Origin of the sequence: Streptomyces rubiginosohelvolus (assembly GCF_014649875.1) — a bacterium.
In the GTDB taxonomy this organism is placed as follows: Bacteria; Actinomycetota; Actinomycetes; order Streptomycetales; family Streptomycetaceae; genus Streptomyces; species Streptomyces rubiginosohelvolus.
This window is the reverse complement of the sequence record NZ_BMTW01000016.1, coordinates 1-24,025: the sequence shown is the minus strand read 5'-3', so window position 1 is coordinate 24,025 and position 24,025 is coordinate 1. Positions and strand designations below refer to the sequence as shown.

19 protein-coding genes are annotated in these 24,025 nt (G+C 68.8%); 16 read left to right on the top strand and 3 right to left on the bottom strand.

Features of this window, described 5'->3' with window-relative positions; translation table 11 throughout:
- Positions 1 to 101 precede the first annotated feature (101 nt).
- The 7 genes from eccB (at position 102) to IE134_RS27695 (ending at position 7,193) form a co-directional block, all read left to right on the top strand.
- Positions 102 to 1,628 (top strand): type VII secretion protein EccB, encoded by a 1,527-nt coding sequence (gene eccB / locus IE134_RS27725; RefSeq protein WP_189432063.1) that lies wholly within the window; start codon positions 102 to 104, stop codon positions 1,626 to 1,628.
- Positions 1,629 to 1,630: 2 nt separating this feature from the next.
- Positions 1,631 to 2,884, top strand: a complete 1,254-nt coding sequence (mycP, locus tag IE134_RS27720) for a type VII secretion-associated serine protease mycosin (protein WP_189432061.1) — start codon at positions 1,631 to 1,633, stop codon at positions 2,882 to 2,884.
- 169 nt (positions 2,885 to 3,053) lie between these two features.
- On the top strand, positions 3,054 to 3,521 hold the full coding sequence (locus tag IE134_RS27715; RefSeq protein ID WP_189432059.1) for a DUF2563 family protein: 468 nt from the start codon (positions 3,054 to 3,056) through the stop codon (positions 3,519 to 3,521).
- Positions 3,518 to 5,179 carry a hypothetical protein gene (locus IE134_RS27710; RefSeq protein ID WP_189432057.1) on the top strand — a complete coding sequence of 554 codons (1,662 nt, stop codon included), beginning with the start codon at positions 3,518 to 3,520 and terminating at the stop codon, positions 5,177 to 5,179. Before IE134_RS27715 ends, IE134_RS27710 begins: the two co-directional genes overlap by 4 nt.
- Positions 5,180 to 5,207: 28 nt before the next feature.
- The gene (locus IE134_RS27705; RefSeq protein ID WP_189432055.1) at positions 5,208 to 6,449 is read left to right on the top strand and encodes a S8 family serine peptidase; all 1,242 of its coding nucleotides are present in this window, start codon (positions 5,208 to 5,210) and stop codon (positions 6,447 to 6,449) included.
- Between the two features lie 72 nt (positions 6,450 to 6,521).
- Complete coding sequence (locus IE134_RS27700; protein WP_030715833.1) at positions 6,522 to 6,860, top strand: WXG100 family type VII secretion target; 339 nt, start codon at positions 6,522 to 6,524, stop codon at positions 6,858 to 6,860.
- 36 nt (positions 6,861 to 6,896) lie between these two features.
- On the top strand, positions 6,897 to 7,193 hold the full coding sequence (locus tag IE134_RS27695; protein WP_030715835.1) for a WXG100 family type VII secretion target: 297 nt from the start codon (positions 6,897 to 6,899) through the stop codon (positions 7,191 to 7,193).
- 162 nt (positions 7,194 to 7,355) lie between these two features.
- Here IE134_RS27695 and eccCa read toward each other — a convergent pair whose 3' ends face one another.
- Positions 7,356 to 11,330, bottom strand: coding sequence for a type VII secretion protein EccCa (gene eccCa, locus IE134_RS27690; RefSeq protein WP_098019719.1), 3,975 nt, complete (start codon positions 11,328 to 11,330; stop codon positions 7,356 to 7,358).
- A 374-nt stretch (positions 11,331 to 11,704) separates the two neighbouring features.
- Between eccCa and eccD the strand changes: the two genes are divergently transcribed.
- From eccD to IE134_RS27660, 6 genes are all read left to right on the top strand, one after another.
- Positions 11,705 to 13,207 (top strand): type VII secretion integral membrane protein EccD, encoded by a 1,503-nt coding sequence (gene eccD, locus IE134_RS27685; protein ID WP_032789279.1) that lies wholly within the window; start codon positions 11,705 to 11,707, stop codon positions 13,205 to 13,207.
- A 208-nt stretch (positions 13,208 to 13,415) separates the two neighbouring features.
- On the top strand, positions 13,416 to 13,706 hold the full coding sequence (gene rpsO, locus IE134_RS27680; protein WP_030085294.1) for a 30S ribosomal protein S15: 291 nt from the start codon (positions 13,416 to 13,418) through the stop codon (positions 13,704 to 13,706).
- Between the two features lie 329 nt (positions 13,707 to 14,035).
- Positions 14,036 to 16,249 (top strand): polyribonucleotide nucleotidyltransferase, encoded by a 2,214-nt coding sequence (locus tag IE134_RS27675; protein WP_030715848.1) that lies wholly within the window; start codon positions 14,036 to 14,038, stop codon positions 16,247 to 16,249.
- A complete protein-coding gene (locus tag IE134_RS27670) occupies positions 16,246 to 17,625 on the top strand; it encodes a M16 family metallopeptidase (RefSeq protein ID WP_030715851.1) in 1,380 nt (459 codons plus the stop codon). The genes IE134_RS27675 and IE134_RS27670 overlap by 4 nt, the downstream gene beginning before the upstream one ends.
- Before the next feature lie 17 nt (positions 17,626 to 17,642).
- A complete protein-coding gene (dapB, locus tag IE134_RS27665) occupies positions 17,643 to 18,395 on the top strand; it encodes a 4-hydroxy-tetrahydrodipicolinate reductase (protein ID WP_030715853.1) in 753 nt (250 codons plus the stop codon).
- A gap of 9 nt (positions 18,396 to 18,404) precedes the next feature.
- On the top strand, positions 18,405 to 18,938 hold the full coding sequence (locus tag IE134_RS27660) for a tetratricopeptide repeat protein (protein WP_030715855.1): 534 nt from the start codon (positions 18,405 to 18,407) through the stop codon (positions 18,936 to 18,938).
- A 117-nt stretch (positions 18,939 to 19,055) separates the two neighbouring features.
- Here the strand turns inward: IE134_RS27660 and IE134_RS27655 are convergent, their stop codons facing one another.
- Together IE134_RS27655 and IE134_RS27650 are read right to left on the bottom strand one after the other, a co-directional pair.
- Positions 19,056 to 19,607 (bottom strand): SCO5741 family PH domain-containing membrane protein, encoded by a 552-nt coding sequence (locus tag IE134_RS27655; RefSeq protein WP_189432053.1) that lies wholly within the window; start codon positions 19,605 to 19,607, stop codon positions 19,056 to 19,058.
- 109 nt (positions 19,608 to 19,716) lie between these two features.
- Complete coding sequence (locus IE134_RS27650; protein ID WP_010061841.1) at positions 19,717 to 19,956, bottom strand: hypothetical protein; 240 nt, start codon at positions 19,954 to 19,956, stop codon at positions 19,717 to 19,719.
- Between the two features lie 196 nt (positions 19,957 to 20,152).
- Between IE134_RS27650 and thyX the strand changes: the two genes are divergently transcribed.
- The 3 genes from thyX (at position 20,153) to IE134_RS27635 (ending at position 23,764) form a co-directional block, all read left to right on the top strand.
- Entirely contained in the window at positions 20,153 to 20,890 is a 738-nt protein-coding gene (gene thyX / locus IE134_RS27645; protein WP_006128002.1) for an FAD-dependent thymidylate synthase, read from the top strand.
- Between the two features lie 152 nt (positions 20,891 to 21,042).
- Positions 21,043 to 21,942 carry a 4-hydroxy-tetrahydrodipicolinate synthase gene (dapA, locus tag IE134_RS27640; protein WP_030715857.1) on the top strand — a complete coding sequence of 300 codons (900 nt, stop codon included), beginning with the start codon at positions 21,043 to 21,045 and terminating at the stop codon, positions 21,940 to 21,942.
- Between the two features lie 136 nt (positions 21,943 to 22,078).
- A complete protein-coding gene (locus tag IE134_RS27635) occupies positions 22,079 to 23,764 on the top strand; it encodes a ribonuclease J (protein ID WP_010061839.1) in 1,686 nt (561 codons plus the stop codon).
- Positions 23,765 to 24,025: the final 261 nt, after the last annotated feature.

Genomic DNA, 24,025 nt, shown 5'->3' with positions numbered 1-24,025 from the left:
CAGGCATAGTAGGGGCGCGGTACGGCAGCGGGGGCCGACGGTGCGTGTGGGACCCTGCTCCGATCACTTTCGATCACTGGGGACGAAGGGTCAGCGGACACATGGCATCACGGCGGGACGAGCTCAACGCCTATACCTTTGCGAAGCGGAGGTTGATCGCACAGTTCCTGCAGCCCAACCCCACCGGTTCCGAGGAAGGCGCCCCCCGGCCGCTGCGCGCGGTGCTGCCCGGGGCCATCATCGCCATCGTGGTTCTCGCCGTGTTCGGGGCCTGGGGCATGTTCAAGCCGGTGGCCCCCCAGAAGTGGGACACCCCCAAGGAACACGTCATCATCGCCAGCAAGTCCACCACCCGGTACGTGGTGTTGACGACCGACGGCAAGAAGCAGCTGCACCCCGTGCTGAACATGGCCTCCGCCAAGCTCCTCCTCGCCCCGGACAAGGGCACCGTCGTCAACGTCAACGAGTCAGTCCTGGACAGCGGCAAGATCCCGCACGGCGCCACTCTCGGTATCCCGTACGCCCCCGACCGGCTGCCCGACTCCAAGGAAGCGGGCGCGGCCAAGCGCTGGGCGGTCTGCGAACGCCCCGGGGAGGGCGGCCGGGCCATCCAGAAGGCGACCTTCATCTTCGCCGAGCGGGAAGAGAAGAAGACCGAGGGGAAGAACGCCCTGCGGGGCGGCGAGCTGATGTACGTCGAGGGCCCGGACCGGACCCGCTACATCGTCGACGCCTCGGGCAAGGCCTACCCCGTCCAGAAGGACGAACTGCTCCTGCGCACGCTGGTCGACCAGAACCCCAAGCCCCAGCGGGTCTCCGCCGCCTGGCTGGCCACGCTCCACACCGGGGACCCGATCACCTTCCCGACCGTGGACGGCAACCCCGGAGACCCCGCCGGCGCCCCCGGCACCCTGGACGCGCAGACGAACCGCGTCGGCATGGTCCTGACCGCGACGGCGGGAACCAAGACCCAGAGCTACGTCGTCCTGCCGGGCAGGATCGCCCCGGTCTCCGACTTCACGGCCAAGCTGCTGCTCAGCAGCCGGCAGCTGGTCCCCCTCAAACAGGCGGGCACAGCGAAGCCGGTCAGCGCCGCCGAGCTCGAACCGGGCGCCCCCTTCGGCCAGGAAAGGGACTGGCCGGTCGACAGGCCCGAGCCCGTCAACTCCCCCGACGTCAAGAAGGGCAGCCGGAACACCGTGTGCAACGTTCTGCGAGGCGTTGACGCCGACAGCGGCGCCACCACACTGAGCACCTGGGTGGGTACGAGCTTCCCCGCGACGCTCCCCACCGGCTCCAGCAGCGCCTACGTCACCCCCGGATCGGGTGAGTTCTTCCGCCAGTTCAAGGGGTCCACCACCAGCGCGGGCCCGCTCTTCCTGGTCACCGACACCGGCCTGCGCTACGCGATGCAGTCCAACAGCGACAGCGGCCAGGACGACTCCGGCATCGGCGAATCCGGCAGCAAGAAGGACCGGGACGACCAGCAGCAGGAGGCGCAGCAGGCGCAGAACCGCCTCGGCTACAAGGACGTCGACCCCAACCCCGTACCGGCGACCTGGTCCGCGCTCCTGCCGACCGGCCCCCGGCTCTCCACCGGCGCGGCTGGCCAGCCGCAGGGCTCGTGACGATGGCAGACACCTTTACCGTCGGCCGGACGACCCGCCGCCTCCTGACGGCCACGGCGGCAACGGCTGTCCTCCTGATCACCCTGCCGGTGGCCCCCGCGGCGGCGGAGGACTCGACCCAGTGCACGTTCCCGTCCAAGAAGTACCCGGGCCGCCCCTGGGCGCTGCAGCGCGTCCTGCTGGACGAGCTGTGGAAGCAGTCCACCGGCAAGGGCGTCCGCGTCGCGGTCATCGACACCGGCGTCGACATCAAGAACGACCAGCTCACGAAGGCGGTCGACGTCAAGGCGGGCCGCAACTACCTGCCTAAGGGCCTCAAGACCGACGACAGCATGAAGATCGAGCGCGGCAAGGAGAACGGCACCACGGACACCGTGGGCCACGGCACCAAGGTCGCCGGCATCATCGCCGCCCGCGAGGCGAAGGGCACCGGCTTCAGCGGCCTCGCCCCCGACGCGACGATCATCCCGATCCAGCAGAACGACGCCGAGGGCCACGGCAACACCGATACCCTCGCCAGGGCCATCACCTACGCCGCCACCGAGGCGAACGCCGACATCATCAACATCTCCCAGGACACGGCCGAAGCCGTGAAACCGTCGGCGCCCCTGAAGCAAGCCGTCGACAGCGCCCTGGCCAGGAACATCGTGGTCGTCGCCTCGGCCGGCAACGACGGACTCGGCGGAAACGTCAAGGAGACCTACCCGGCCTCCTTCAAGGGCGTCCTGGCCGTCGCCTCCTCGGACCGCAACAACGAGCGTGCGCCCTTCTCCCAGTCCGGAGACTTCGTCGGCATCGCCGCCCCCGGCGTGGACATGATCTCCACGGTCCCCGGCGGCGGACACTGCGCCGACAACGGAACCAGCTTCTCCGCCCCATACGTCGCCGGGGTCGCCGCCCTGATCAGGGCGAAGCACCCCGACTGGACACAGGCGCAGATCGTCGCCCAGATCCAGCAGACCGCGGAACGCTCCATCGCCGGCCACGACCGCGCGGTCGGCTGGGGCGTCGTCGACCCGGTACGCGCCCTCACCGAGGACGACAAACCGATCGACCGCCCGATCGCGACCGAGGGCATGAGCAAGGGCAAAGCCCCCACCCCCGCCGAACTCCACCTGGGCGAAACGGCCGACGAGCGGAACGCCCGCCTGGCGACGTACGTCATGGTCGGCGGCGGCGTCCTGGTGGCGGCCATCGCGGGCACGGCGGTGGCGGTACGGGACAAGCGGCGGCGCGCGGGGCGGGTGGCCGGGTGAGGCGAAGCGGAGAAACGGTGAAGGTTCGTCATGAGACCGGTCATGAGACAAGTCACGTGGCCACCAAGTCGATTGGCGCTGTCGTAGGCAGTGACTAGAGTTGTCACGATGAGATCGGATCGGACCGTGTCAGTGCGAAAGCAACGCGGAACGGGCCGAGCAAACGGGGATGCAGAACGGGGAGGTCGGCGCTGTGGCCGAAGACGGTACGGGTGATCTCAAGCGCGGGGTCGGTGCGCTGGAGAAGTTCAAGAAGAGCGTCGACGCCCTGCTGGCGGACTTCGAGGGCTCGGCTGCCAGCAAGACGAAGGTCGCCGACCAGAAGATCACGCGGGCCTCACTGAGCGGCCAGAACGCCTGCTTCGCCGAGGCGGACGGCCTGTACACCCAGTACAACCGGGTCCACTCCTCCCTTGTCTCGCTCTCCAAGTCGCTGGGCGACCAGATCGAGTACCTGAGCTTGGGGGTGCATGCGGCGGCGGTCGGGCTGGACAACGTCGAGGACGACGTCAGGCGGCGCTTCTACGAGATCCAGATCCGGTTGGACAAGGAACGCGAAGAGCACGCGAAGTCTGAGAAGGCCACTGAGAAGACCAACGATGACAAGCAGGTCGACTCCGGGTGGGGAGCGGAATGAGCGACGAGAAGCCGGAGAACCTGACGCCTGCCGAGCAGCGGGTGCAGGACCAGGCGCAGGTCAAGATCCAGATGGCGCAGACGGACATCTCCGAGGCCATCGGCCGGATGCCCTTCGCCGGCGGGCCCGTCGGCCGTACCTCCTTCGAGGGATTCCAGCTCAACTCCATGATCGACCTGGTGGAGAACACCAAGCCGGAAGACCTGGAGAACGCAGGCAAGTCGCTCTGGGACGCCAGGGACGCCATCAAGAAGGCCGCGCAGGAGCTGGAAGACAACATGAAGGGGGTCGACTGGCACGGCGAGTCCGGCACGGCCTTCCGCGCCTTCGGAAAGGGCCTGGTCGCCCACGCCCGAAAGCTGGGCGACTTCGCGGACGTGGCCGGCACGCAGATCACGGTCGCGGGCACCGGCCTGGCCTCCGTCCGCAGCGCCATGCCGCCCCGCGACAGCCGCCAGGTACGCAAGAACCCGGACGACATCGAAATGCCGGGCCGGGTCGCGGACAACCCGGAGTACCAGGCGGCCTTGAAGGTGGAGAAGGACCGCCAGGAGGCCATCAACCAGATCAACCGGTTGGCTTCGTACTACTCGGTCTCGGGGGAGCGGCTGGAGGGGCAGGAGCCGCCGAGGTTCGAGAAGGACCTGAATATCCAGATGCCGTTGCCGGAAAAGGGGAGCGGGGGCGATCTTCCGCCCCGTAGTTCCACAGGGGGCTCTGAGGCTCTGGGTAGCAGTGCTGTGTCAGGACCTGCAGGACGCTCGGTCACGGATGGCTCCGCTCCAGTAGCAGCAGCCAGCCGCCCACCGGCCGAGGTTCTCGGCTCGGCACCTCTGCCGGACAGGACCGTTGGCACGGAAATCAACACCGTCGCGCCTCCGCTAGCTCCGACGCCGATCACCACCACGCCACCGCAACCGTCACCGACGCCCACGACGGGGCCGACAGGAACTCCACCGACGTTCATGCCGCCGAGTCTCACCAACCCTGTGCAGGGCGGCACAAAGCGTTCGACGGGGCCGACAGGCATGCCGCGACCGGTCAGTCAGGCTGGCCAGGGTATGGGCAAGGCTCAGCCCACCGGGAGAGGTCCCATTGCCCAGGGGCAGGGCGGTCCCCCGATCGGTCGTCCCGGCCCGATGGGGGGCGGAGGAGCGTTCAACGGTCGTCCGCCGGTCGGACCGCAGTCGCAGGTGCCGCCTGCCGGTCGATCCGGTGTGACGGGCGGTCGGCCCACTGTCGGCCCCGGTGGTACGTCCACCGGCGCCGGTCCCCGTGCCGGAGGCAGGAACGGCATCGTCGGTGGAACCCCCCAGCAGACGCCGGCTCAGGGCCGAGCCGCTGCCGGAGGTACCGGTCAGCGCGGAGTGATCGGGGGACGTGGAGCAGCTGCTGCTCCCTCTCGTCCCGGTGGGCGAGCCACTCCTGCTTCCGGCGCCAACGGAGTAGTCGGTGCACCCCGCAAGGCTGCGGGAACCGGCTCGAACGCCAAGGGCTTCACTGCCGGTGGCGCGGGCCTCGTTCGAGGCCCCGCAGGCCGCCGCGACCAGGGCCGGGAGGACGAGGCCAATGGATCGACCCGTCCCGACTACCTGACAGAAGACGAAGAGACGTGGAATGCCGGACGGCGCGGGGCCGTGCCGCCGGTGGTCGAGTAGCAGTCCCAGGGAAGGTACGGAAGTCGGGATGACAGCAGGAATGGGCCGAGCTCGGAGGCGCGTGCGTGTGCTCGGTGCGCTGGCTGTGGCCGCTTCGTGGAGTGTGGTGTTTGTCGGCGCGGCGCAGCCCGCCGCAGCCGATACACAGTCAAAACAGTGGTACCTCAGTGCAATGCAGGCTGAGGACATGTGGAAGGTCACTACCGGCGAAGGCATCAAGGTCGCTGTCGTTGACACGGGGGTGAACTCGTCCACGCCGTCGCTGCAGGGACAAATTCTCAAGGGTGTTGATGTTACTGGGGCACCGGGCGACGAGACTGACGACTACCACGGCCACGGTACGACGATGGCTGAGTTGATCGCAGGGACAGGCAAGGGAGGCGGTCTGAAGGGACTTGCCCCCGGAGCCAAGATCATCCCCGTGCGTATGAGCGACGTCCACTTTATGGCCAAGCGCAACACCGTCATCAGTGACTCTGCGGATGCCATCAGAGCTGCGGCCGATAGCGATGCACGAATCATCAGCATGTCTTTCGGTAGCGAGTCCCCCACACGCCAGGAGCGTGAAGCGGCAAAATATGCCGAATCCAGAGGAAAGCTATTCCTTGCGTCTGTCGGAAACGATGGGAACAAAGAGAACACCCGGGGGTATCCTGCCTCATACCCTGAGGTAGTGGGTATTGCCTCGGCGGACCGAGATGGGAAAGTCTCGGACTATTCGCAGCACTCGGATTCGGTAGACGTTGCGTCTCCCGGGAGTGACGTTCCCAGTTGGTGCGACAACTCCTTCAAGAGCTACTGCGACGGCGACGGCGGGACCAGCGCGGCCACAGCCATCGCCTCCGCCTCCGCAGCCCTCGTCTGGTCTCTTCACCCCGACTGGACCGCCAATCAGGTCCTGAACGTCCTCTTCGACACAGCCGGCCGTGACTGGAAAGACGGCGAGCGCAGCGAGTACCTCGGCCACGGACTCATCCGCCCCTCCATGAACGTCCTCAATGGCAAGGGGAACCCCGGCGCCCCCGACATCAGCCCGCTCACCAAGGAGAAGACGACCGACGCCGCCAAGTCGTCCGAGCCTTCCGCCTCCACCTCCGCCTCCCCGCAGCCCGCCAAGAACGGCGCGGAAGGCGAGAAGGCAGCGGCGCTGAAGGAGTCCAACTCCTCCGACGACGGAAACCAGTTGGGCCTCATTCTCGGCGTGGCCGCAGCCGTGGCCGTGCTCGGCGGGGTCGCCTACGCCGTGGTCCGCAGGCGTAAGGCCGCTTGACCACACGTTCCGCATGTACCGGTCGGCGGCCCACGCCGGCCTTGCAGAACCAACCGAAAGGGAAAGAGAACCATGGCAGACCAGAAGGTCTCAGATGCCGCCCTCCTGAAGCTGGAGGGTGACCTGACCATCAAGTTCGAAGCGGTCAAGGGGCAGGTCAAGAAGCTCCACGCGACGATCGACAACCTCGAAGGCAAGTGGCAGGGCATCGGCGCCAACCACTTCAACCTGAAGCAGACCGAGATCAACAACCGCATGGTCGAGCTGGCAAAGCAGCTCACGGTTTTCCAGGAGGCCATCAAGGCCGCCCGCACCATCTCAGGCGACAACGAGCTTCAGATCCGCGATGCACTCAAGGGCGTGGACGTTGTTCCGGGCTACACCCCCAAGAGCGGCCTGAACGACCTCTGACCCTCATCTCGTAACCAGAATTCAGCGGAGGACCCCATGGGAAAGAACGACGGCACGACAGTTGTCACTTACGCGAGCCTGGATCTCGCGGCCGGCGAGATCAAGCGGCAGGCCGGGCAACTCGCGAAGGATCTCGAGGAGATCAGGGCCATGGTCGCGAAGGTGTCGGAGATGTGGGAAGGCGAGGCGAAGGAGGCCTACCGCACGGCCCAGGACAGGTGGCGGACGGACGCCAACGCCATCCGCGCCAACCTCGACGACATCGCCAAGAAGGTCCTGGAGGCGTCGCCCACCTACCGCGCCGGTGACAAGCGCGCGGCGGCGAACTTCTGACCGAGTTCGCACAGCACAGCAGCACATCAGGGTGGACATGCGCGGGAGATGTCCACCCTGAACTGTTGCAGGGCACGACGTAAGCCGTCGCCCACGGAACAAGGAAGGTGCGGAGCCCCAGGGCCCCGCACCTTCCTCGTTTCACCCTTAGGACCGGTCCTCCTACCGCTCCCCGCCGAGCACCCCCGTCTGCACCAACGGGTTCCCCCGCCGCCGCGTCACGAAGATGCCCCGGCCCGGCGGCATCGGCCGCGGCCGCACGTTGCCCATGATGTCGCCCTCGCCCGGGTCGCCCGACAGCATCAGCCCCTGGGCACCCAGCTCGATCATGCGCTGGAGGAAGGGTTCGTACAGGGCCCGGCTGGCCCCCGCCGAGCTGCGCGCGACGATGAAGCGGACGCCCACGTCACGGGCGAACGGCAGCATCTCCGTGATCGGCGCCAGCGGGTTGCCGCTCGACGTGGCGACCAGGTCGAAGTCGTCGATGACGACGTACACCGTGGGGCCCTGCCACCAGCTCTGGTCGCGCAGTTCCTGCGCCGTGACGTCGGCCGACGGCGTACGGCGCTTCATCAGGTCGTACAGCGCCGTCATGTGATGTTCCATGTTGTTGGACATCGGGATGTACTCCGCCAGGTGCGAGCGCGGAGTCACGTCCAGCAGCGAACGCCGGTTGTCGATGACGAAGAGCTTGCAGGAATCACCGTCGTACCGCTCGGTGAGCTGCTTGATGATCAACCGCAGCAGGTTGGACTTCCCGGACTCGCTCTCGCCGAACGCCAGGAAGAACGGGTCCTGTTCGAAGTTCAGGTACACCGGCTCCAGGTTGTTCTCGTCGATGCCGAAGGCGATACCGCGCTCCGGAACCGCGTAGCCGGCCGGGAGTTCGCTCGCCGGAAGCTCGCGCGGCAGCAGACGCACCGCGGGAGCGGGCGCCGCCGTCCAGTGGCGGGTGACCTCCTGGTTCATCGCGGCGGTGGCCTCGGAGAGGTCGCTGTCGGAGTTGATGCCGTCGATCCGCGGCACCGCCGCCATGAAGTGCAGCGCCTCCGGCGTCTGGCCGCGACCCGGCACCCCGGCGGGCACGTTGGCCGACACCTTGCGGTCCAGCTCGGAGTCCATGGGATCGCCGAGGCGCAGCTCCAGGCGGTTCATGAGCTGGTCCTTCAGGCTGGCCCGCACCTCCATGGAACGCGACGCCGTGATGATCAGGTGGATGCCGTAACCCAGTCCGCGGGCGGCGATGTCCGTGACCGCGTCCTCAAGACCTTCGTAGTCCGTGCGGAAGTTGCCCCACCCGTCGATGACCAGGAAGACGTCGCCCCACGGCTGGTCCGTCACCGAGATGTCACCGCGCGCCCGCAGCCGGCGGAACGTGGCGATGGAGTCGATCCCGGCGCTGCGGAAGTACTCCTCGCGCCGCGCCATGATGCCGTACACCTCGGCGACCGTACGGCGAACCCGCTCGGGGTCGAGGCGGGAGGCCACCCCGCCGACGTGCGGCAGACCGGCGATGGAGGACATGCCGCCACCACCGAAGTCGAGTCCGTAGAACTGGACCTCCGCCGGCGTGTGCGTGAGCGCGAAACCGGCGATGATCGTCCGCAGCAGCGTCGACTTCCCCGACTGCGGGCCACCGGTGATCTGCATATGACCGGCCGCGCCGGAGAAGTCCCGGTAGAGGGTGTCGCGCCGCTGCTCGAACGGCTTGTCGATGACGCCGATCGGCGCGACCAGCCGGCCCGCCCCCTCGAAACCGGGCTGCGTCAGCCCCCGGCCCTGTACCGGCGAGAGGCCCGGCAGCAGCTCGTCCATCGACGGCGGATTGTCCAGCGGCGGCAGCCACACCTGGTGCGCGGAGGCCCCCCGGCCCTCCAGCCGGCGCACGATCACATCGAGCACCGTGTCCGCCAGCGCGTCGTCCTCCGCCGAGCGCTGCTCCGGTACGCCCCCGGCCTGCGCCGCCCGCTGGACGTACTGCACCGGAACCGGCGCTGCCGTGAACGGAACCGGCCTGCGGTCCACCGGCAGCGGAGCACCCGGCGCCGCCGCCCGGTGCGCACCCGAGCGGTACACCCCGGAGACGTACGCGGCCTTGAACCGGACCATCTCCTCCGTACCGAACTTGAGCAGCCCGGAACCGGGCACGTTCGGCAGGTGGTACGCGTCGGGCACCCCGATCGCGGCCCGCGACTCCGCCGCCGAGAACGTCCGCAGACCCACCCGGTACGACAGATACGTCTCCAGACCGCGCAGCCGCCCCTCTTCCAGCCGCTGCGAAGCCAGCAGCAGATGCACGCCCAGCGACCGGCCGATACGCCCGATCTGGACGAACATCTCGATGAAGTCGGGCTTCGCGGTGAGGAGTTCACTGAACTCGTCGATGACCAGCACGAGCGAGGGAATGGGCTGCAGCGGCGCCCCGGCCGCCCGCGCCTTCTCGTAGTCGTGGATGTTGGCGTAGTTGCCCGCGTCGCGCAGCATCTCCTGCCGGCGGTTGAGCTCACCGCGGATGGAGTCACCCATGCGGTCGACCAGCGTCAGGTCGTCCGCGAGGTTGGTGATCACGGCCGCGACATGCGGCATCTGCGCCATACCGGCGAAGGTCGCACCGCCCTTGAAGTCGGCGAGGACGAAGTTCAGTGTCTCCGAGGTGTGGGTGACGGCCAGGCCGAGCACCAGGGTGCGCAGCAGCTCGGACTTACCGGAACCGGTGGCGCCCACGCACAGGCCGTGCGGGCCCATACCCTCCTGCGCCGCCTCCTTCAGGTCCAGCATCACGGGCGAACCGTCCTCGCCCACACCGATCGGCACCCGCAGCCGCTCCGCCTGCGACCGCGGCCGCCAGGTCCGGCTGACCTCGATCGACGCGGCGTCCCCCAGGTTCAGCAGATCGGTGAACTCCAGGTTGGCCAGCAGGGGTTCGTCGTCGTCCCCGCCCGTCGCCATGTGCAGCGGGGCCAGCTGGCGGGCGAGCGCCTCGGCCGCCTCGTAACTGAGCAGGTCCGGAACCCCGTCGTAGACCAGTCCCTGGCCCGACTCCAGCTGCAACGTCTTCGGCTGCACCACGACGGAGAGGCCCCCGCGGGCCCCGGTCACCTCGCCCGGCACCACCTCGATGACCGTCACGCCCTGCAGGCCCTCCGCCGACGCCAGCACCGACATGGGCGGCACCGACTCACCGTCCAGGACCACGACGACATGGGGCTGCTCCACGAGCGGCTGCCCGCCGGGCTGGAAGCGCGGCCTGCCCTCCAGCCGGCCGGCCAGCAGATCCTCCAGGGCCGGCAGGCTGGTGGTGATCAGCCGCCGACTCCCCGCCCCGTCCGCGGGGCCCGGAGCCTGCGCGTGCGGCAGCCACTTCGCCCACTCCCACTGCGGCGCCGCCTCTCTACCCGTCGCGACCGCGATCACCAGGTCCTCGGGGGAGTGCAGGGAGGCGAGACCGCCGACCATCGCCCGTGCCGCGGAGCGCGCGGACTCCGCGTGACCGCTGATCGTCAGGTGGTAGAACGCCCGCAACGAGACGGCCATGGGCAGGCCGTCCAGCGTGGAGTGCGTCGCCAGGAACTGCTGCATCGCCCCGGCGGCCAGCGGCTCCAGTTCGTCCACGGGCGCCGTCTCGGGCGCGATGAGCGGCGTCGCCAGCTCCTGACTGCCCAGACCGATGCGCACCTGCGCGAAGTCCGCGTCACCCGCGCGCCGCTCCCACACCCGGCTGCCCTCGGCGACGAGCGCCCACAGCTGCTCGGGAGAGGGGTGGAGGTAGAACTGCGCGTCGCGCTGCTTGCGGGCCGTCTTCAGCACGGTACGCCGGGTCTGCGTCAGGTACTTCAGGTAGTCGCGGCGCAGATCCGCCAGCTCGCCCTGGGTGCCCCGTCGGTACCGTACGAGCATCGCGATGGCCATACCGACCGTCGAGGCGATCATGATCATGCCCATGATGCGCATGATCGGGTTCGGCGTCATGAAGAAGAAGACGACGGACCCACCCATGCCCAGCATCGGCAGGAGCTGCATCAGCGCCCCCTCCTGCTGGCCCCGGGGGAGTTCCGGCGGAGGTTGCAACTGCACCTGCTCGACCGGCACTTCGGTGGGCAGGGCCCGCGGTGGGCGCTTGACGACGATCTGGCTCACAGCTCACCAATTCCCTTGCCGGACGGAAGTGTTCCTATCGGCGCCCCCGTGGCGACGGGCTCCATCCGCGGGAAGGATCCTACTGGCGTGGCGCCACTCCCATGGCGGTAGGGTGTCGCGACGCGTGTACGCACCGCTAACTGTCGCGCGAAGGCGGTCATTCGGGACGAACGCGGAAGCCGAAGCGCGGAACAGAGCAGAGCGACGCAGAACGAGCGCGTCGCAAGCTCACGGAACAGGCGCGTCGCAACCTAACGGAACGAGCGCGGCACAGCCCAGAACAAGCGCAGTACAGGGCAGTGCACGTCAGCAGGCAGTACAAGTCGGTACCAGTAGGCAGTACAAGTCAGTAGTAGGGGGAGCACCAGGTGACCATGACGGCCCAAGCGGCAGCCACCGGATCCGGTCGGCAGAGTCACGGGACCCCGTCCGGCAGCAGCACCGGATTCTGCCGGGTCACGGTCGTCGCGCCCGACGGCCGGGTCGACGTGGCCCTGCCCGAGGACATCCCCGTCGCCGACCTGTATCCGGAGATCCTCCGGCTGTCCGGCCAGAGCCCCGCCCCCGGCGCCCCGGTCGGCTACCACCTGGTCCGCCGCGACGGCACCGTCCTGGACAGCGCCCGTACGCTCGCCGGCCACCGCATCCTCGACGGCGAGCTGCTGTCGATGCGGCCCTTCTCCGAATCGCTGCCCCCCGCGGTCTTCGACGACGTGTCGGACGCCGTCGCCACCGCCGTGGCCAAGGACCGCACGCTCTGGGGCGACTCGCTCATGCGCGGCGCCGGCCTCTTCGGCGGCTCCGTCCTGCTGTCCCTGCTCGGCTTCGTCCTGTGGACCGCCGACCCGCGCCACGACATGAACGGCCTGCCCGGAATCCTGGCCGCGGTCGTCGCCCTGCTCCTCCTCGCGTTCGCCTGCGTGCGTGCGCGGGTGTACGAGGACCGGGCCTCGTCGATCGCGCTCGGCATCGGCGCCCTGGTCAACGCGGCCGTCGCCGGCTCCGGCCTGCTGTCCCTGAGCGCCGGGCAGGGCATCGGACGGCTGCAGTTCCTGCTCGCCTGCGCGGCGGTCCTCGTCGTCGCGGTCATCCTGATGATCGTCGCGCCCGGCGGGGACGGCCCGTTCGTCGCGTTCGTCTTCGCGAGCGCCGTCGGCCTCCTGGTCACCTTCATCGCGATCATGACCGGCATGCGGCCGATCGAGGCCGCCGCCGTGTGCTCCCCGCTCGCCGTCGGCGCCCTCGCCTTCCTGCCGGGACTCTCCACCCGCTTCGCCCGGATCCCCATCGGATTCGAGCCGCCCCGCACCACTGTCGGCGACTACGGGACCTCCGAGCCCGCGCCCACCGGCCCGGTCGACGCCGAACGCCTCGCCGCCCAGGCGCGTCGCGGCCACGAACTGCTCCTCGGCCTGGTCGGCGGCTGCGCCCTGGTCGCCGTGGCGGCCGCCGCCGTGCTGGGCTTCTCGGACAACGTCTGGGGCCAGCTGCTGGCCCTGGCCACCGGCGTCGCCATGCTGATGCGCGCCCACCTGTTCCGCTACACCGCCCAGGTCGGCTGCGCGCTCGCCGCGGGCCTCGCCTCCCTGGTGCTCCTCGGCCTCGGGCTCTCCCTGAACCCGCCGGTCGCCATCGTGCGCGACGCACTGCGGGGCGACGGGGCCGCACTCGACATCCGTACGGTGTGGCTCGCCGCGGCCGTCGCCGGCGTCGCCGTCCTGATCACCGCCATCGGCCTGATCGTGCCGAGCAAGGGCGTCACCCCGTTCTGGGGACGCTTCCTGGAGATCGCCGAGACGGTCGTCCTGCTGACGCTGCTCCCGCTCTGCCTCGCGGTCTTCGACGTCTACCACTCGATCCGGGCCCTCACCAGCTGATCACCGGGTCACGCCCCGCCGGTCAAGCAGATGACCGGCGGGGCGTGACCCGAACGGCTGGTAGTCTGTGCGGTGGCCGTTTGTGTACGCGCCCTCGGATCATCCTGGGGGCTGCGCTCATCGGACCTTCGCCTCCGAGTCACGGAAGCTCCCCTGAGATCAAGACCAGGGGCACTCGTGGGCGCTTCGAACATCAAGAGGAGTACGCGTGCCGCTCGACGCCGCTACGAAGAAGCAGATCATGTCCGAGTTCGCCCAGAAGGAGGGTGACACCGGATCCCCCGAGGTCCAGGTCGCCATGCTCTCCCGCCGGATCTCGGACCTGACCGAGCACCTCCGGACGCACAAGCACGACCACCACTCCCGTCGTGGTCTGCTGATCCTGGTCGGCCAGCGTCGCCGCCTCCTGCAGTACCTGGCCAAGAAGGACATCCAGCGCTTCCGTGCGCTCGTCGACCGCCTCGGCATCCGCCGTGGCGCGGCCGGCGGCGCCAAGTAAGGACGCTGTGGAGAGGGAGCGGTTCCCGCGTTTGAGGGGACCGCTCCCTTTGCCGTACGTGCAGGACCGGTGTCAAGCTCAGTAACCTGGGTGCAGCGACACCCGCACGACCCGTAGGACCCGCGCGACGAACACGCGCGAGAAGCAAGATCGAGCAAGAACGAGGGAGAGGCGCTACGACGCCGCCGCCGGTCCTCGGTAGTGGCCCCCGGGAACATGCCCGGGAGCTTCGATCGAAGACCGGCCCGCATCCACGGTGCGCCTCTCCCGCACCGTCCCGCGCCACACGGGCGCGCGGACGAAAGACGACGAGTATGGAGAAATCACTAGTGGAGAACGAGACCCACTACGCCGAGGCCGTCATCGACAACGGCACCTTCGGCACCCGCACCATCCGCTTCGAGACGGGCCGCCTGGCCAAGCAGGCCGCCGGCTCCGCCGTCGCGTACCTGGACGACGACACCATGGTGCTGTCGGCCACCACCGCTTCCAAGCGGCCCAAGGACAACCTCGACTTCTTCCCCCTCACGGTGGACGTCGAGGAGCGGCAGTACGCGGCCGGCAAGATCCCCGGCTCCTTCTTCCGCCGTGAGGGCCGCCCCTCCGAGGACGCGATCCTCACCTGCCGTCTGATCGACCGCCCGCTGCGCCCGTCCTTCAAGAAGGGCCTGCGCAACGAGATCCAGATCGTCGAGACGGTCATGGCGCTCAACCCCGACCACCTGTACGACGTGGTCGCGATCAACGCCGCCTCCTGCTCCACCCAGCTCGCGGGCCTGCCCTTCTCCGGCCCGATCGGCGCCACCCGCGTCGCCCTGATCAAGGGCCAGTGGGTCGCCTTCCCGACGCACACCGAGCTCGAGGACGCCGTCTTCGACATGGTCGTCGCCGGTCGCGTCCTGGAGGACGGCGACGTCGCGATCATGATGGTCGAGGCCGAGGCCACCGAGAAGACCATCCAGCTCGTCAAGGACGGCGCCGAGGCTCCCACCGAGGAGATCGTCGCCGCCGGTCTGGAAGCGGCGAAGCCCTTCATCAAGGCCCTCTGCAAGGCGCAGTCGGACCTGGCGTCCAAGGCCGCCAAGCCCGAGGGCGACTTCCCGGTCTTCCTGGACTACCAGGACGACGTCCTGGACGCCCTGGCCAAGGCCGTCACGCCGGAGCTGAAGCAGGCGCTCACCATCGCCGGCAAGCAGGACCGCGAGACCGAGCTGGACCGCGTCAAGGAGATCGCCGCCGAGAAGCTCCTCCCGGAGTTCGAGGGCCGCGAGAAGGAGATCTCCGCCGCGTACCGCGCGCTGACCAAGAAGCTGGTCCGCGAGCGCGTCATCAAGGACAAGGTCCGCATCGACGGCCGTGGCGTCACGGACATCCGTACGCTCGCCGCCGAGGTCGAGGCCATCCCGCGCGTGCACGGCTCGGCGCTGTTCGAGCGTGGCGAGACCCAGATCCTGGGCGTCACCACCCTCAACATGCTCCGGATGGAGCAGCAGCTGGACACCCTCTCCCCGGTGACCCGCAAGCGTTACATGCACAACTACAACTTCCCGCCGTACTCCGTCGGTGAGACCGGCCGCGTGGGCTCGCCCAAGCGCCGCGAGATCGGCCACGGTGCGCTCGCCGAGCGCGCCATCGTGCCGGTCCTCCCGACCCGCGAGGAGTTCCCCTACGCGATCCGCCAGGTCTCCGAGGCGCTGGGCTCCAACGGCTCGACGTCCATGGGCTCGGTCTGCGCCTCCACCATGTCGCTGCTGAACGCCGGTGTGCCCCTCAAGGCCGCCGTCGCCGGTATCGCCATGGGTCTGATCTCGCAGGAGATCGACGGCAAGACCCACTACGTCGCCCTCACCGACATCCTCGGTGCGGAGGACGCCTTCGGCGACATGGACTTCAAGGTCGCCGGTACGAAGCAGTTCGTGACCGCGCTCCAGCTCGACACCAAGCTCGACGGCATCCCCGCCTCGGTGCTGGCCGCCGCGCTGAAGCAGGCCCGTGACGCGCGTCTGCACATCCTGGACGTCATGAACGAGGCCATCGACGTCCCGGACGAGATGTCCCCGAACGCCCCGCGGATCATCACCGTCAAGATCCCGGTGGACAAGATCGGTGAGGTCATCGGCCCCAAGGGCAAGATGATCAACCAGATCCAGGAGGACACCGGCGCCGACATCACGATCGAGGACGACGGCACCATCTACATCGGTGCCCAGCAGGGCTCGCAGGCCGAGGCCGCCCGCGCCACGATCAACGCGATCGCCAACCCGACCATGCCGGAGGTCGGCGAGCGCTACCTGGGTACGGTCGTCAAGACCACCACCTTCGGTGCGTTCGTCTCGCTCATGCCGGGCAAGGACGGTCTGCTGCACATCTCGCAGATCCGCAAGCTCGCCGGTGGCAAGCGCGTGGAGAACGTCGAGGACGTGCTCGGCGTCGGCGCCAAGGTCCAGGTCGAGATCGCCGAGATCGACTCCCGCGGCAAGCTCTCCCTCATCCCCGTCATCGAGGGTGAAGAGGACGAGAAGAAGGACGACACCGACAAGTGACGTCCCGTAGTTCCGCGACGACGGCCCGCACCTCCTCGGAGGGGCGGGCCGTCGCCCGTACCCAAACGCTTCTCAAGGGCAGCAACGGCATCGGAACGGTCCGCCGGACCGTCCTCCCCGGCGGTCTGCGGATCGTCACCGAGACGCTGCCCTCCGTCCGGTCCGCCACCTTCGGCATCTGGGCGAACGTCGGCTCCCGCGACGAGACGCCCACCCTGAACGGCGCGACCCACTACCTCGAACACCTCCTCTTCAAGGGCACCGCCCAGCGCACGGCCCTCGACATCTCCTCCGCCATCGACGCGGTCGGCGGCGAGATGAACGCCTTCACGGCGAAGGAGTACACCTGCTACTACGCGCGGGTCCTCGACACCGACCTGCCGCTGGCCATCGACGTCGTCTGCGACATGCTGACCGGATCGCTGATCGCCCCCGAGGACGTCGACGCCGAGCGCGGCGTCATCCTCGAAGAGATCGCGATGACCGAGGACGACCCGGGCGACTGCGTGCACGACCTGTTCGCGCACACCATGCTCGGCGACACCCCCCTCGGCCGCCCCGTCCTCGGCACCGTCGACACGATCAACGCCCTGAACCGCGGCCAGATCGCCCGCTTCTACAAGAAGCACTACGACCCCACGCACCTGGTCGTCGCCGCCGCGGGCAACGTCGACCACGCCACGGTCGTACGCCAGGTCCGCCGCGCCTTCGAGAAGGCCGGCGCCCTCTCCCGTACGGACGCGGTGCCCATGGCACCCCGCGAGGGCTCCCGCACCCTGCGCGCCGCAGGCAAGGTCGAGCTGCTGAACCGCAAGACCGAACAGGCCCACGTGGTCCTCGGCATGCCCGGCCTCGCCCGCACCGACGACCGCCGCTGGGCCCTCGGGGTCCTCAACACGGCCCTCGGCGGCGGAATGAGCTCGCGCCTCTTCCAGGAGGTACGGGAGAAGCGCGGCCTGGCCTACAGCGTGTACTCGTACACCTCGGGCTTCGCCGACTGCGGCCTCTTCGGCGTCTACGCGGGCTGCCGGCCCAACCAGGTCCACGACGTCCTGAAGATCTGCCGCGACGAACTGGACCGGGTCGCTACCCACGGCCTGGACGACGACGAGATCACCCGCGCCATCGGCCAGCTCTCCGGCTCCACCGTCCTCGGCCTGGAGGACACCGGCGCGCTGATGAACCGTATCGGCAAGAGCGAGCTGTGCTGGGGCGAGCAGATGTCGGTCGACGACATGCTGGCCCGTATCGCGGAGGTCACCCCCGACGACGTACGGGACGTGGCGGGCGAACTCCTCACCCAGCGCCCCTCGCTCTCGGTCATCGGCCCGCTCAAGGACAAGCAGGCGGACCGCCTCCACGAAGCGGTCTCCTAATCCCTTAAGGAATCAAGATGAGCAAGCTGCGCGTAGCCGTTCTCGGTGCTCAGGGCCGGATCGGCTCCGAGGCCGTACGAGCCGTCGAGGCCGCCGAGGACCTGGAGCTGGTGGCGGCCCTCGGCCGGGGCGACAAGCTGGAGGCCCTCGCCGAGGCGGGCGCCCAGGTCGCCGTCGAGCTGACCACCCCCGCATCGGTGATGGGCAACCTCGACTTCTGCGTCCGGCACGGCATCCACGCCGTCGTCGGCACCACCGGCTGGACCGACGAACGGCTCGCGCAGCTGAACGGCTGGCTGGACAACTCCCCGGAGACCGGGGTCCTCATCGCCCCGAACTTCTCCATCGGAGCCGTCCTGACCATGAAGTTCGCGGAGCAGGCCGCCCGCTACTTCGAATCCGTCGAGGTCGTCGAACTCCACCACCCCAACAAGGTCGACGCCCCCTCCGGCACCGCGACCCGCACCGCCCAGCTCATCGCGGCGGCCCGCGCCAAGGCCGGCAGCGCCCCCCAGCCGGACGCCACCACCACCGCCCTGGACGGCGCCCGCGGCGCGGACGTCGACGGCGTCCCGGTCCACGCGATCCGCCTCCGCGGCCTGCTGGCCCACCAGGAAGTGCTGCTCGGCGGCGAGGGCGAGACCCTCACGATCCGGCACGACTCCCTCCACCACAGCAGCTTCATGCCGGGCATCCTGCTCGGCGTCCGCCGCGTGGTGACCACTCCCGGCCTCACGTTCGGCCTGGAACACTTCCTCGACCTGAACTGACGGGCCCCCATGCGCGCGAAGATCACCTACTTCATCACGGCCGCCGTCCTGGTCTTCTACTTCGTCCTGGTCGGCAGCCGCGGCCTGATGCTCATCCGGCACGGCACCGCGGTCACGGTCACGTTCGGCGTCGCCGTGCTGATCCTGCCGGTGATCGGCGTCTGGTTCCTGTGGAAGAACACCCAGTTCGTCCGCCGGGCCAACGCCCTGGCCGCCGAGCTGGACGCCGAGGGCGGCCTCCCGGTCGACGACCTGGCCCGCACCCCGTCCGGCCGCATCGACCGGGACGCCGCCGACGCGGTCTTCACCAAGCGCCGCGAGGAGACCGAGGACGCCCCGGACGACTGGCGCACCTGGTTCAGGCTGGCGGTCGCCTACCAGGACGCGAGGGACACCCCGAGGGCCCGCAAGGCCATGCAGAGGGCCATCGCGCTGCACAAGTCCAGGCCGAGCACCCCCTCAAGCCCGACCGTGCCCACGTCCCCGTCCGGTGAGCCGGCACCTTCGAGCCCGGCCGCACCCTCCAGCCCGTCCGGCGCTTGAGGACGAATTCAAGCCCGTCCGGCGCTTGAGGGCATCTTTCCACCCGTACGCACGTGAGCCCGGGACCCCCACAAGGGTCCCGGGCTCACTCACACACAGACGGCGACAGCCAGACGCTCACCCGAGCCGATACTCATCCGCCCAGGCCTCCACCGCATCCGTGGCCCGCTCGAACGCCTCCTCGCGCCCGAGGAAATCCGCATTGTGGTCGGTGGCCAGCGGCGGCAGCGTCTCACCGCTCCGCCGGACCACGACGAGCGCCTGGCCCTGGACCGTACGGGGAGAGCCCATCCACTTCACGGGCTGCTGGACCGTACGAACCGCCGACGTGTCGCTCCAGGCCACCGTGACGGTCCGGAAGAACCCGACGCGCCGGACACCGTGGCGGCTGACCCACGCACCGGCCCGCAGCAGCCGCAGGGCGGCGGCGATCACGGCACCGGCGAGCAGCAGACACACCGTGGCGCCCGAAGGCGCTCCGGCCACTCCGATGATCATGGCTGCGAGCAGAACGAACGAGGCCAGCAACAACAGGGTGGCCGCCGCCGCGACCCGCCACGGACCGGGGCGGTAGGGCCGCCGCCAGCTGTCGTGGTCGTCGAACGGCAGCGCGACGTCCTCCGCGCTCGCGTCGAATGCGCGGTCGGCCGTCAGAAAGGGCAGGGGCACGACTCATCCTCACTCACAAGCACGCTCGATTGCTGTGCCCGGTGAGGCTACCGAGCGGGCCCCCGGCCCGACCACCCCAGGGGGTCCGTACGAGTCAGCGGCCCACGGCTCAGCGGCCCTGAGACGCGGTGGACTGCTTGTCGTGCCCCGCGGACTGCTCGGCGTCGAGCGCCGGGAGGCCCAGGAGCAGGGAGCCCACGAGACCGGCGACCACGGTCAGCCCGACGAGGGACCGCCCCAGCAGCTCGGGAACGGTGGCGCGGGCGGTGGGAGGGGGAGTGACATTACTGCGGAACCGGTCGGACTCGGCGACGAACGAGAACGGGACGGCTTCACGCCGGCGGAACATGAGGAAACTCTCCTTGATCTGCATGACGGGTGCTGCTATTGAGTCAGACGTACGACAGCCCGAATCGGTGCCCGAATCGCCGTACTTGTTGGGGGAACTCCACGAACGGCTGCCCGAGACCGCCCCGTACATGCACGGTCCTTCGGCCCGTAAAGTGGTCGCCGCCCGAGCGATGCCCCTGGAAGGACCCCCGTCGGTGACCGACACCCCCGAACCCGCCAAGCCCCACTTCCGCAGTGACGTCACCGTCGAGCTGGTGAAGAGCGACGCGCGCGACGCGGACGTGCTGTTCGCCGCCCGGGTCTCCACCGCCGGCGAGCAGTCGCTCGAAGAGGTCACCAAGGACCCCGAGCGCTCCAAGGGACTCATCAACTACCTCATGCGGGACCGGCACGGCAGTCCGTTCGAGCACAACTCGATGACGTTCTTCATCAGCGCCCCGATCTTCGTGTTCCGCGAGTTCATGCGGCACCGCGTCGGCTGGTCGTACAACGAGGAATCGGGCCGCTACAGGGAGCTGGAGCCGGTCTTCTACGTCCCCGGAACCTCCCGAAAGCTGGTCCAGCAGGGCCGCCCCGGCAAGTACGAGTTCGTCCAGGGCACCGAGGAGCAGTACGACGTCACGACCCGCGCCATGGAGGAGTCCTACCGGGCCTCCTACGAGGCGTACCAGGAGATGCTGGCGAAGGGCGTGGCCCGTGAGGTCGCCCGCGCGGTCCTCCCCGTGGGTCTGTTCTCCTCGATGTACGCCACCTGCAACGCGCGCTCGCTGATGCACTTCCTGGGCCTGCGCACCCAGCACGAGCTGGCGAAGGTGCCGTCCTTCCCTCAGCGCGAGATCGAGATGGTCGGCGAGCAGATGGAAACCCACTGGCAGCAGCTGATGCCGCTCACTCATGCCGCCTTCAACAAAAATGGACGGGTCGCCCCATAGGCGGTGTCCGTATTGCGGCGTTTCGAGAAGTTCATCTAGGCTGATCAAACGGACCCGGCACTGCTTGAACCCCCGAGCAGGCAGTGCCGGGCTCCTCTTCCCCGTCCCCCCGAGGGCACCCCGCGCGCTGAGCAGCGAGTAGCGTGTTACCCATGGCTCCGATCTCCACTCCGCAGACCCCCTTCGGGCGGGTCCTCACCGCTATGGTCACGCCCTTCACGGCGGACGGCGCTCTCGACCTCGACGGCGCCCAGCGGCTCGCCGCCCACCTGGTGGACGCAGGCAATGACGGCCTGATCGTCAACGGCACCACCGGTGAGTCCCCGACCACCAGTGATTCGGAGAAGGACCAGCTCGTACGAGCGGTCCTCGAAGCCGTAGGAGACCGGGCCCACGTCGTCGCCGGCATCGGCACCAACGACACCCGTCACAGCGTCGAGCTCGCCCGGACGGCCGAGCGCACCGGTGCCCACGGCCTGCTCGCCGTGACGCCGTACTACAACAAGCCGCCGCAGGAGGGCCTCCTCCGCCACTTCACGGCCATCGCCGACTCCACCGGTCTTCCCGTGATGCTGTACGACATCCCCGGCCGCAGCGGGGTGCCGATCGACACGGAAACCCTCGTCCGGCTGGCCGACCACCCGCGTATCGTCGCCAACAAGGACGCCAAGGGCGACCTGGGCCGCGCCAGCTGGGCCATCGCCGAATCCGGCCTCGCCTGGTATTCCGGCGACGACATGCTCAACCTGCCGCTCCTCTCGGTCGGAGCGGTCGGCTTCGTCTCCGTCGTCGGCCACATGGTCACCCCCGACCTGCGGGCCCTGATCGAGGCACACCTGAGCGGCGACGTCCAGAAGGCCACCGAGATCCACCAGAAGCTGCTCCCGGTCTTCACCGGCATGTTCCGGACGCAGGGCGTCATCACCACGAAGGCCGCCCTGACCCTCCAGGGCCTCCCGGCCGGACCGCTGCGCCTGCCGCTCGTGGAGCTCAGCGTCCAGGAGACGGCCCAGCTCAAGATCGATCTCGCCGCCGGCGGGGTAGAGCTCTGATCACAGACTTCACAACTGAACAGCAGAACAGGCGAGGCGACTCGCCAGGGCACCACCCAAGACAACAGCAAGTGCACGAATGACATGCGCGCCACGTGCCTCAGCGGTACGTGGCGTGCGTGGTAAGGAGAGTCTTTTGAGTCATCCGCATCCTGAACTCGGTACCCCGCCGAAGCTCCCGAAGGGCGCCCTGCGGGTCACCCCGCTCGGCGGCCTGGGCGAGATCGGCCGCAACATGACGGTCTTCGAGTACGGCGGCCGCCTGCTCATCGTCGACTGCGGCGTCCTCTTCCCCGAGGAGGAGCAGCCGGGCATCGACCTGATCCTGCCGGACTTCACCACGATCCGGGACCGTCTGGACGACATCGAGGGCATCGTCCTCACGCACGGCCACGAGGACCACATCGGTGGTGTCCCGTACCTGCTGCGCCTGAAGCCGGACATCCCCCTCATCGGCTCGAAGCTGACCCTCGCGCTCATCGAGGCGAAGCTCCAGGAGCACCGCATCCGCCCCTACACCCTTGAGGTGCAGGAAGGTCAGCGCGAGCGCATCGGAGGCTTCGACTGCGAGTTCATCGCGGTCAACCACTCGATCCCGGACGCGCTGGCCGTCGCCATCCGCACCCCCGCGGGCATGGCCGTGGCCACCGGTGACTTCAAGATGGACCAGCTCCCGCTGGACGGCCGTCTCACCGACCTGCACGCGTTCGCGCGCCTCAGCGAGGAGGGCATCGACCTCCTCCTCTCCGACTCCACGAACGCCGAGGTTCCTGGCTTCGTGCCGCCGGAGCGGGACATCTCCAACGTCCTGCGCACGGTGTTCGCCAATGCCCAGAAGCGCATCATCGTGGCGAGCTTCGCCAGCCACGTGCACCGCATCCAGCAGATCCTGGACGCCGCCCACGAGTACGGCCGCCGGGTCGCCTTCGTCGGCCGCTCGATGGTCCGCAACATGGGCATCGCCCGTGACCTGGGCTATCTGAACGTTCCCGCCGGCCTGGTCGTCGACGTCAAGACCCTCGACGACCTCCCGGACGACGAGGTCGTGCTGGTCTGCACGGGTTCGCAGGGCGAGCCGATGGCGGCCCTCTCCCGGATGGCCAACCGCGACCACCAGATCCGGATCGTCCCCGGCGACACGGTGATCCTGGCGTCGTCCCTCATCCCCGGCAACGAGAACGCGGTCTACCGCGTGATCAACGGCCTGACCCGCTGGGGCGCCAACGTCGTCCACAAGGGCAACGCCAAGGTCCACGTCTCGGGCCACGCCTCGGCCGGCGAGCTGCTGTACTTCTACAACATCTGCAAGCCGAAGAACCTGATGCCGGTCCACGGCGAGTGGCGCCACCTGCGGGCCAACGCCGAACTGGGTGCCCTCACCGGCGTGCCGAAGGACCACATCGTCATCGCCGAGGACGGCGTGGTCGTCGACCTCATCGACGGCAAGGCGAAGATCGTCGGCAAGGTCCAGGCCGGATACGTCTACGTCGACGGCCTCTCCGTCGGCGACGTCACCGAGACCTCCCTCAAGGACCGCCGCATCCTCGGCGACGAGGGCATCATCTCGGTGTTCATCGTGGTCGACAGCTCCTCGGGCAAGATCGTGGGCGGCCCCCACATCCAGGCCCGCGGCTCCGGCATCGACGACAACGCGTTCGCCGGCGTCACCCCGAAGATCCAGGAAGCCCTGGACAAGTCGGCGCAGGACGGCGTGATGGAGCCTCACCAGCTCCAGCAGATGGTCCGCCGGACGGTCGGCAAGTGGGTGTCCGACACCTACCGCCGACGCCCGATGATCCTTCCGGTCGTCGTCGAGGTCTGACCCTCACGACCGCCTGACCTGGAGCGGGGCCCTCGATTTGCATCGGGGAGCCCCGCTCCAGTACGTTTACGTCTCCGCCTGAACGGGAAGCACCGCGCGCACTCGTGCGTAGGGAGCACCTTGGAGGGGGCGGGAATTCCGACTCAGAATCTCTGATAAAGTCGGGTCCGCCGAAAGGCAAGGTCACTCCACAGGCCACCGGAAATCGAATTCGGGCCGGAAACGGAACGAAAAAGAGTCTGGTAAAGTTGGAACCGCCGG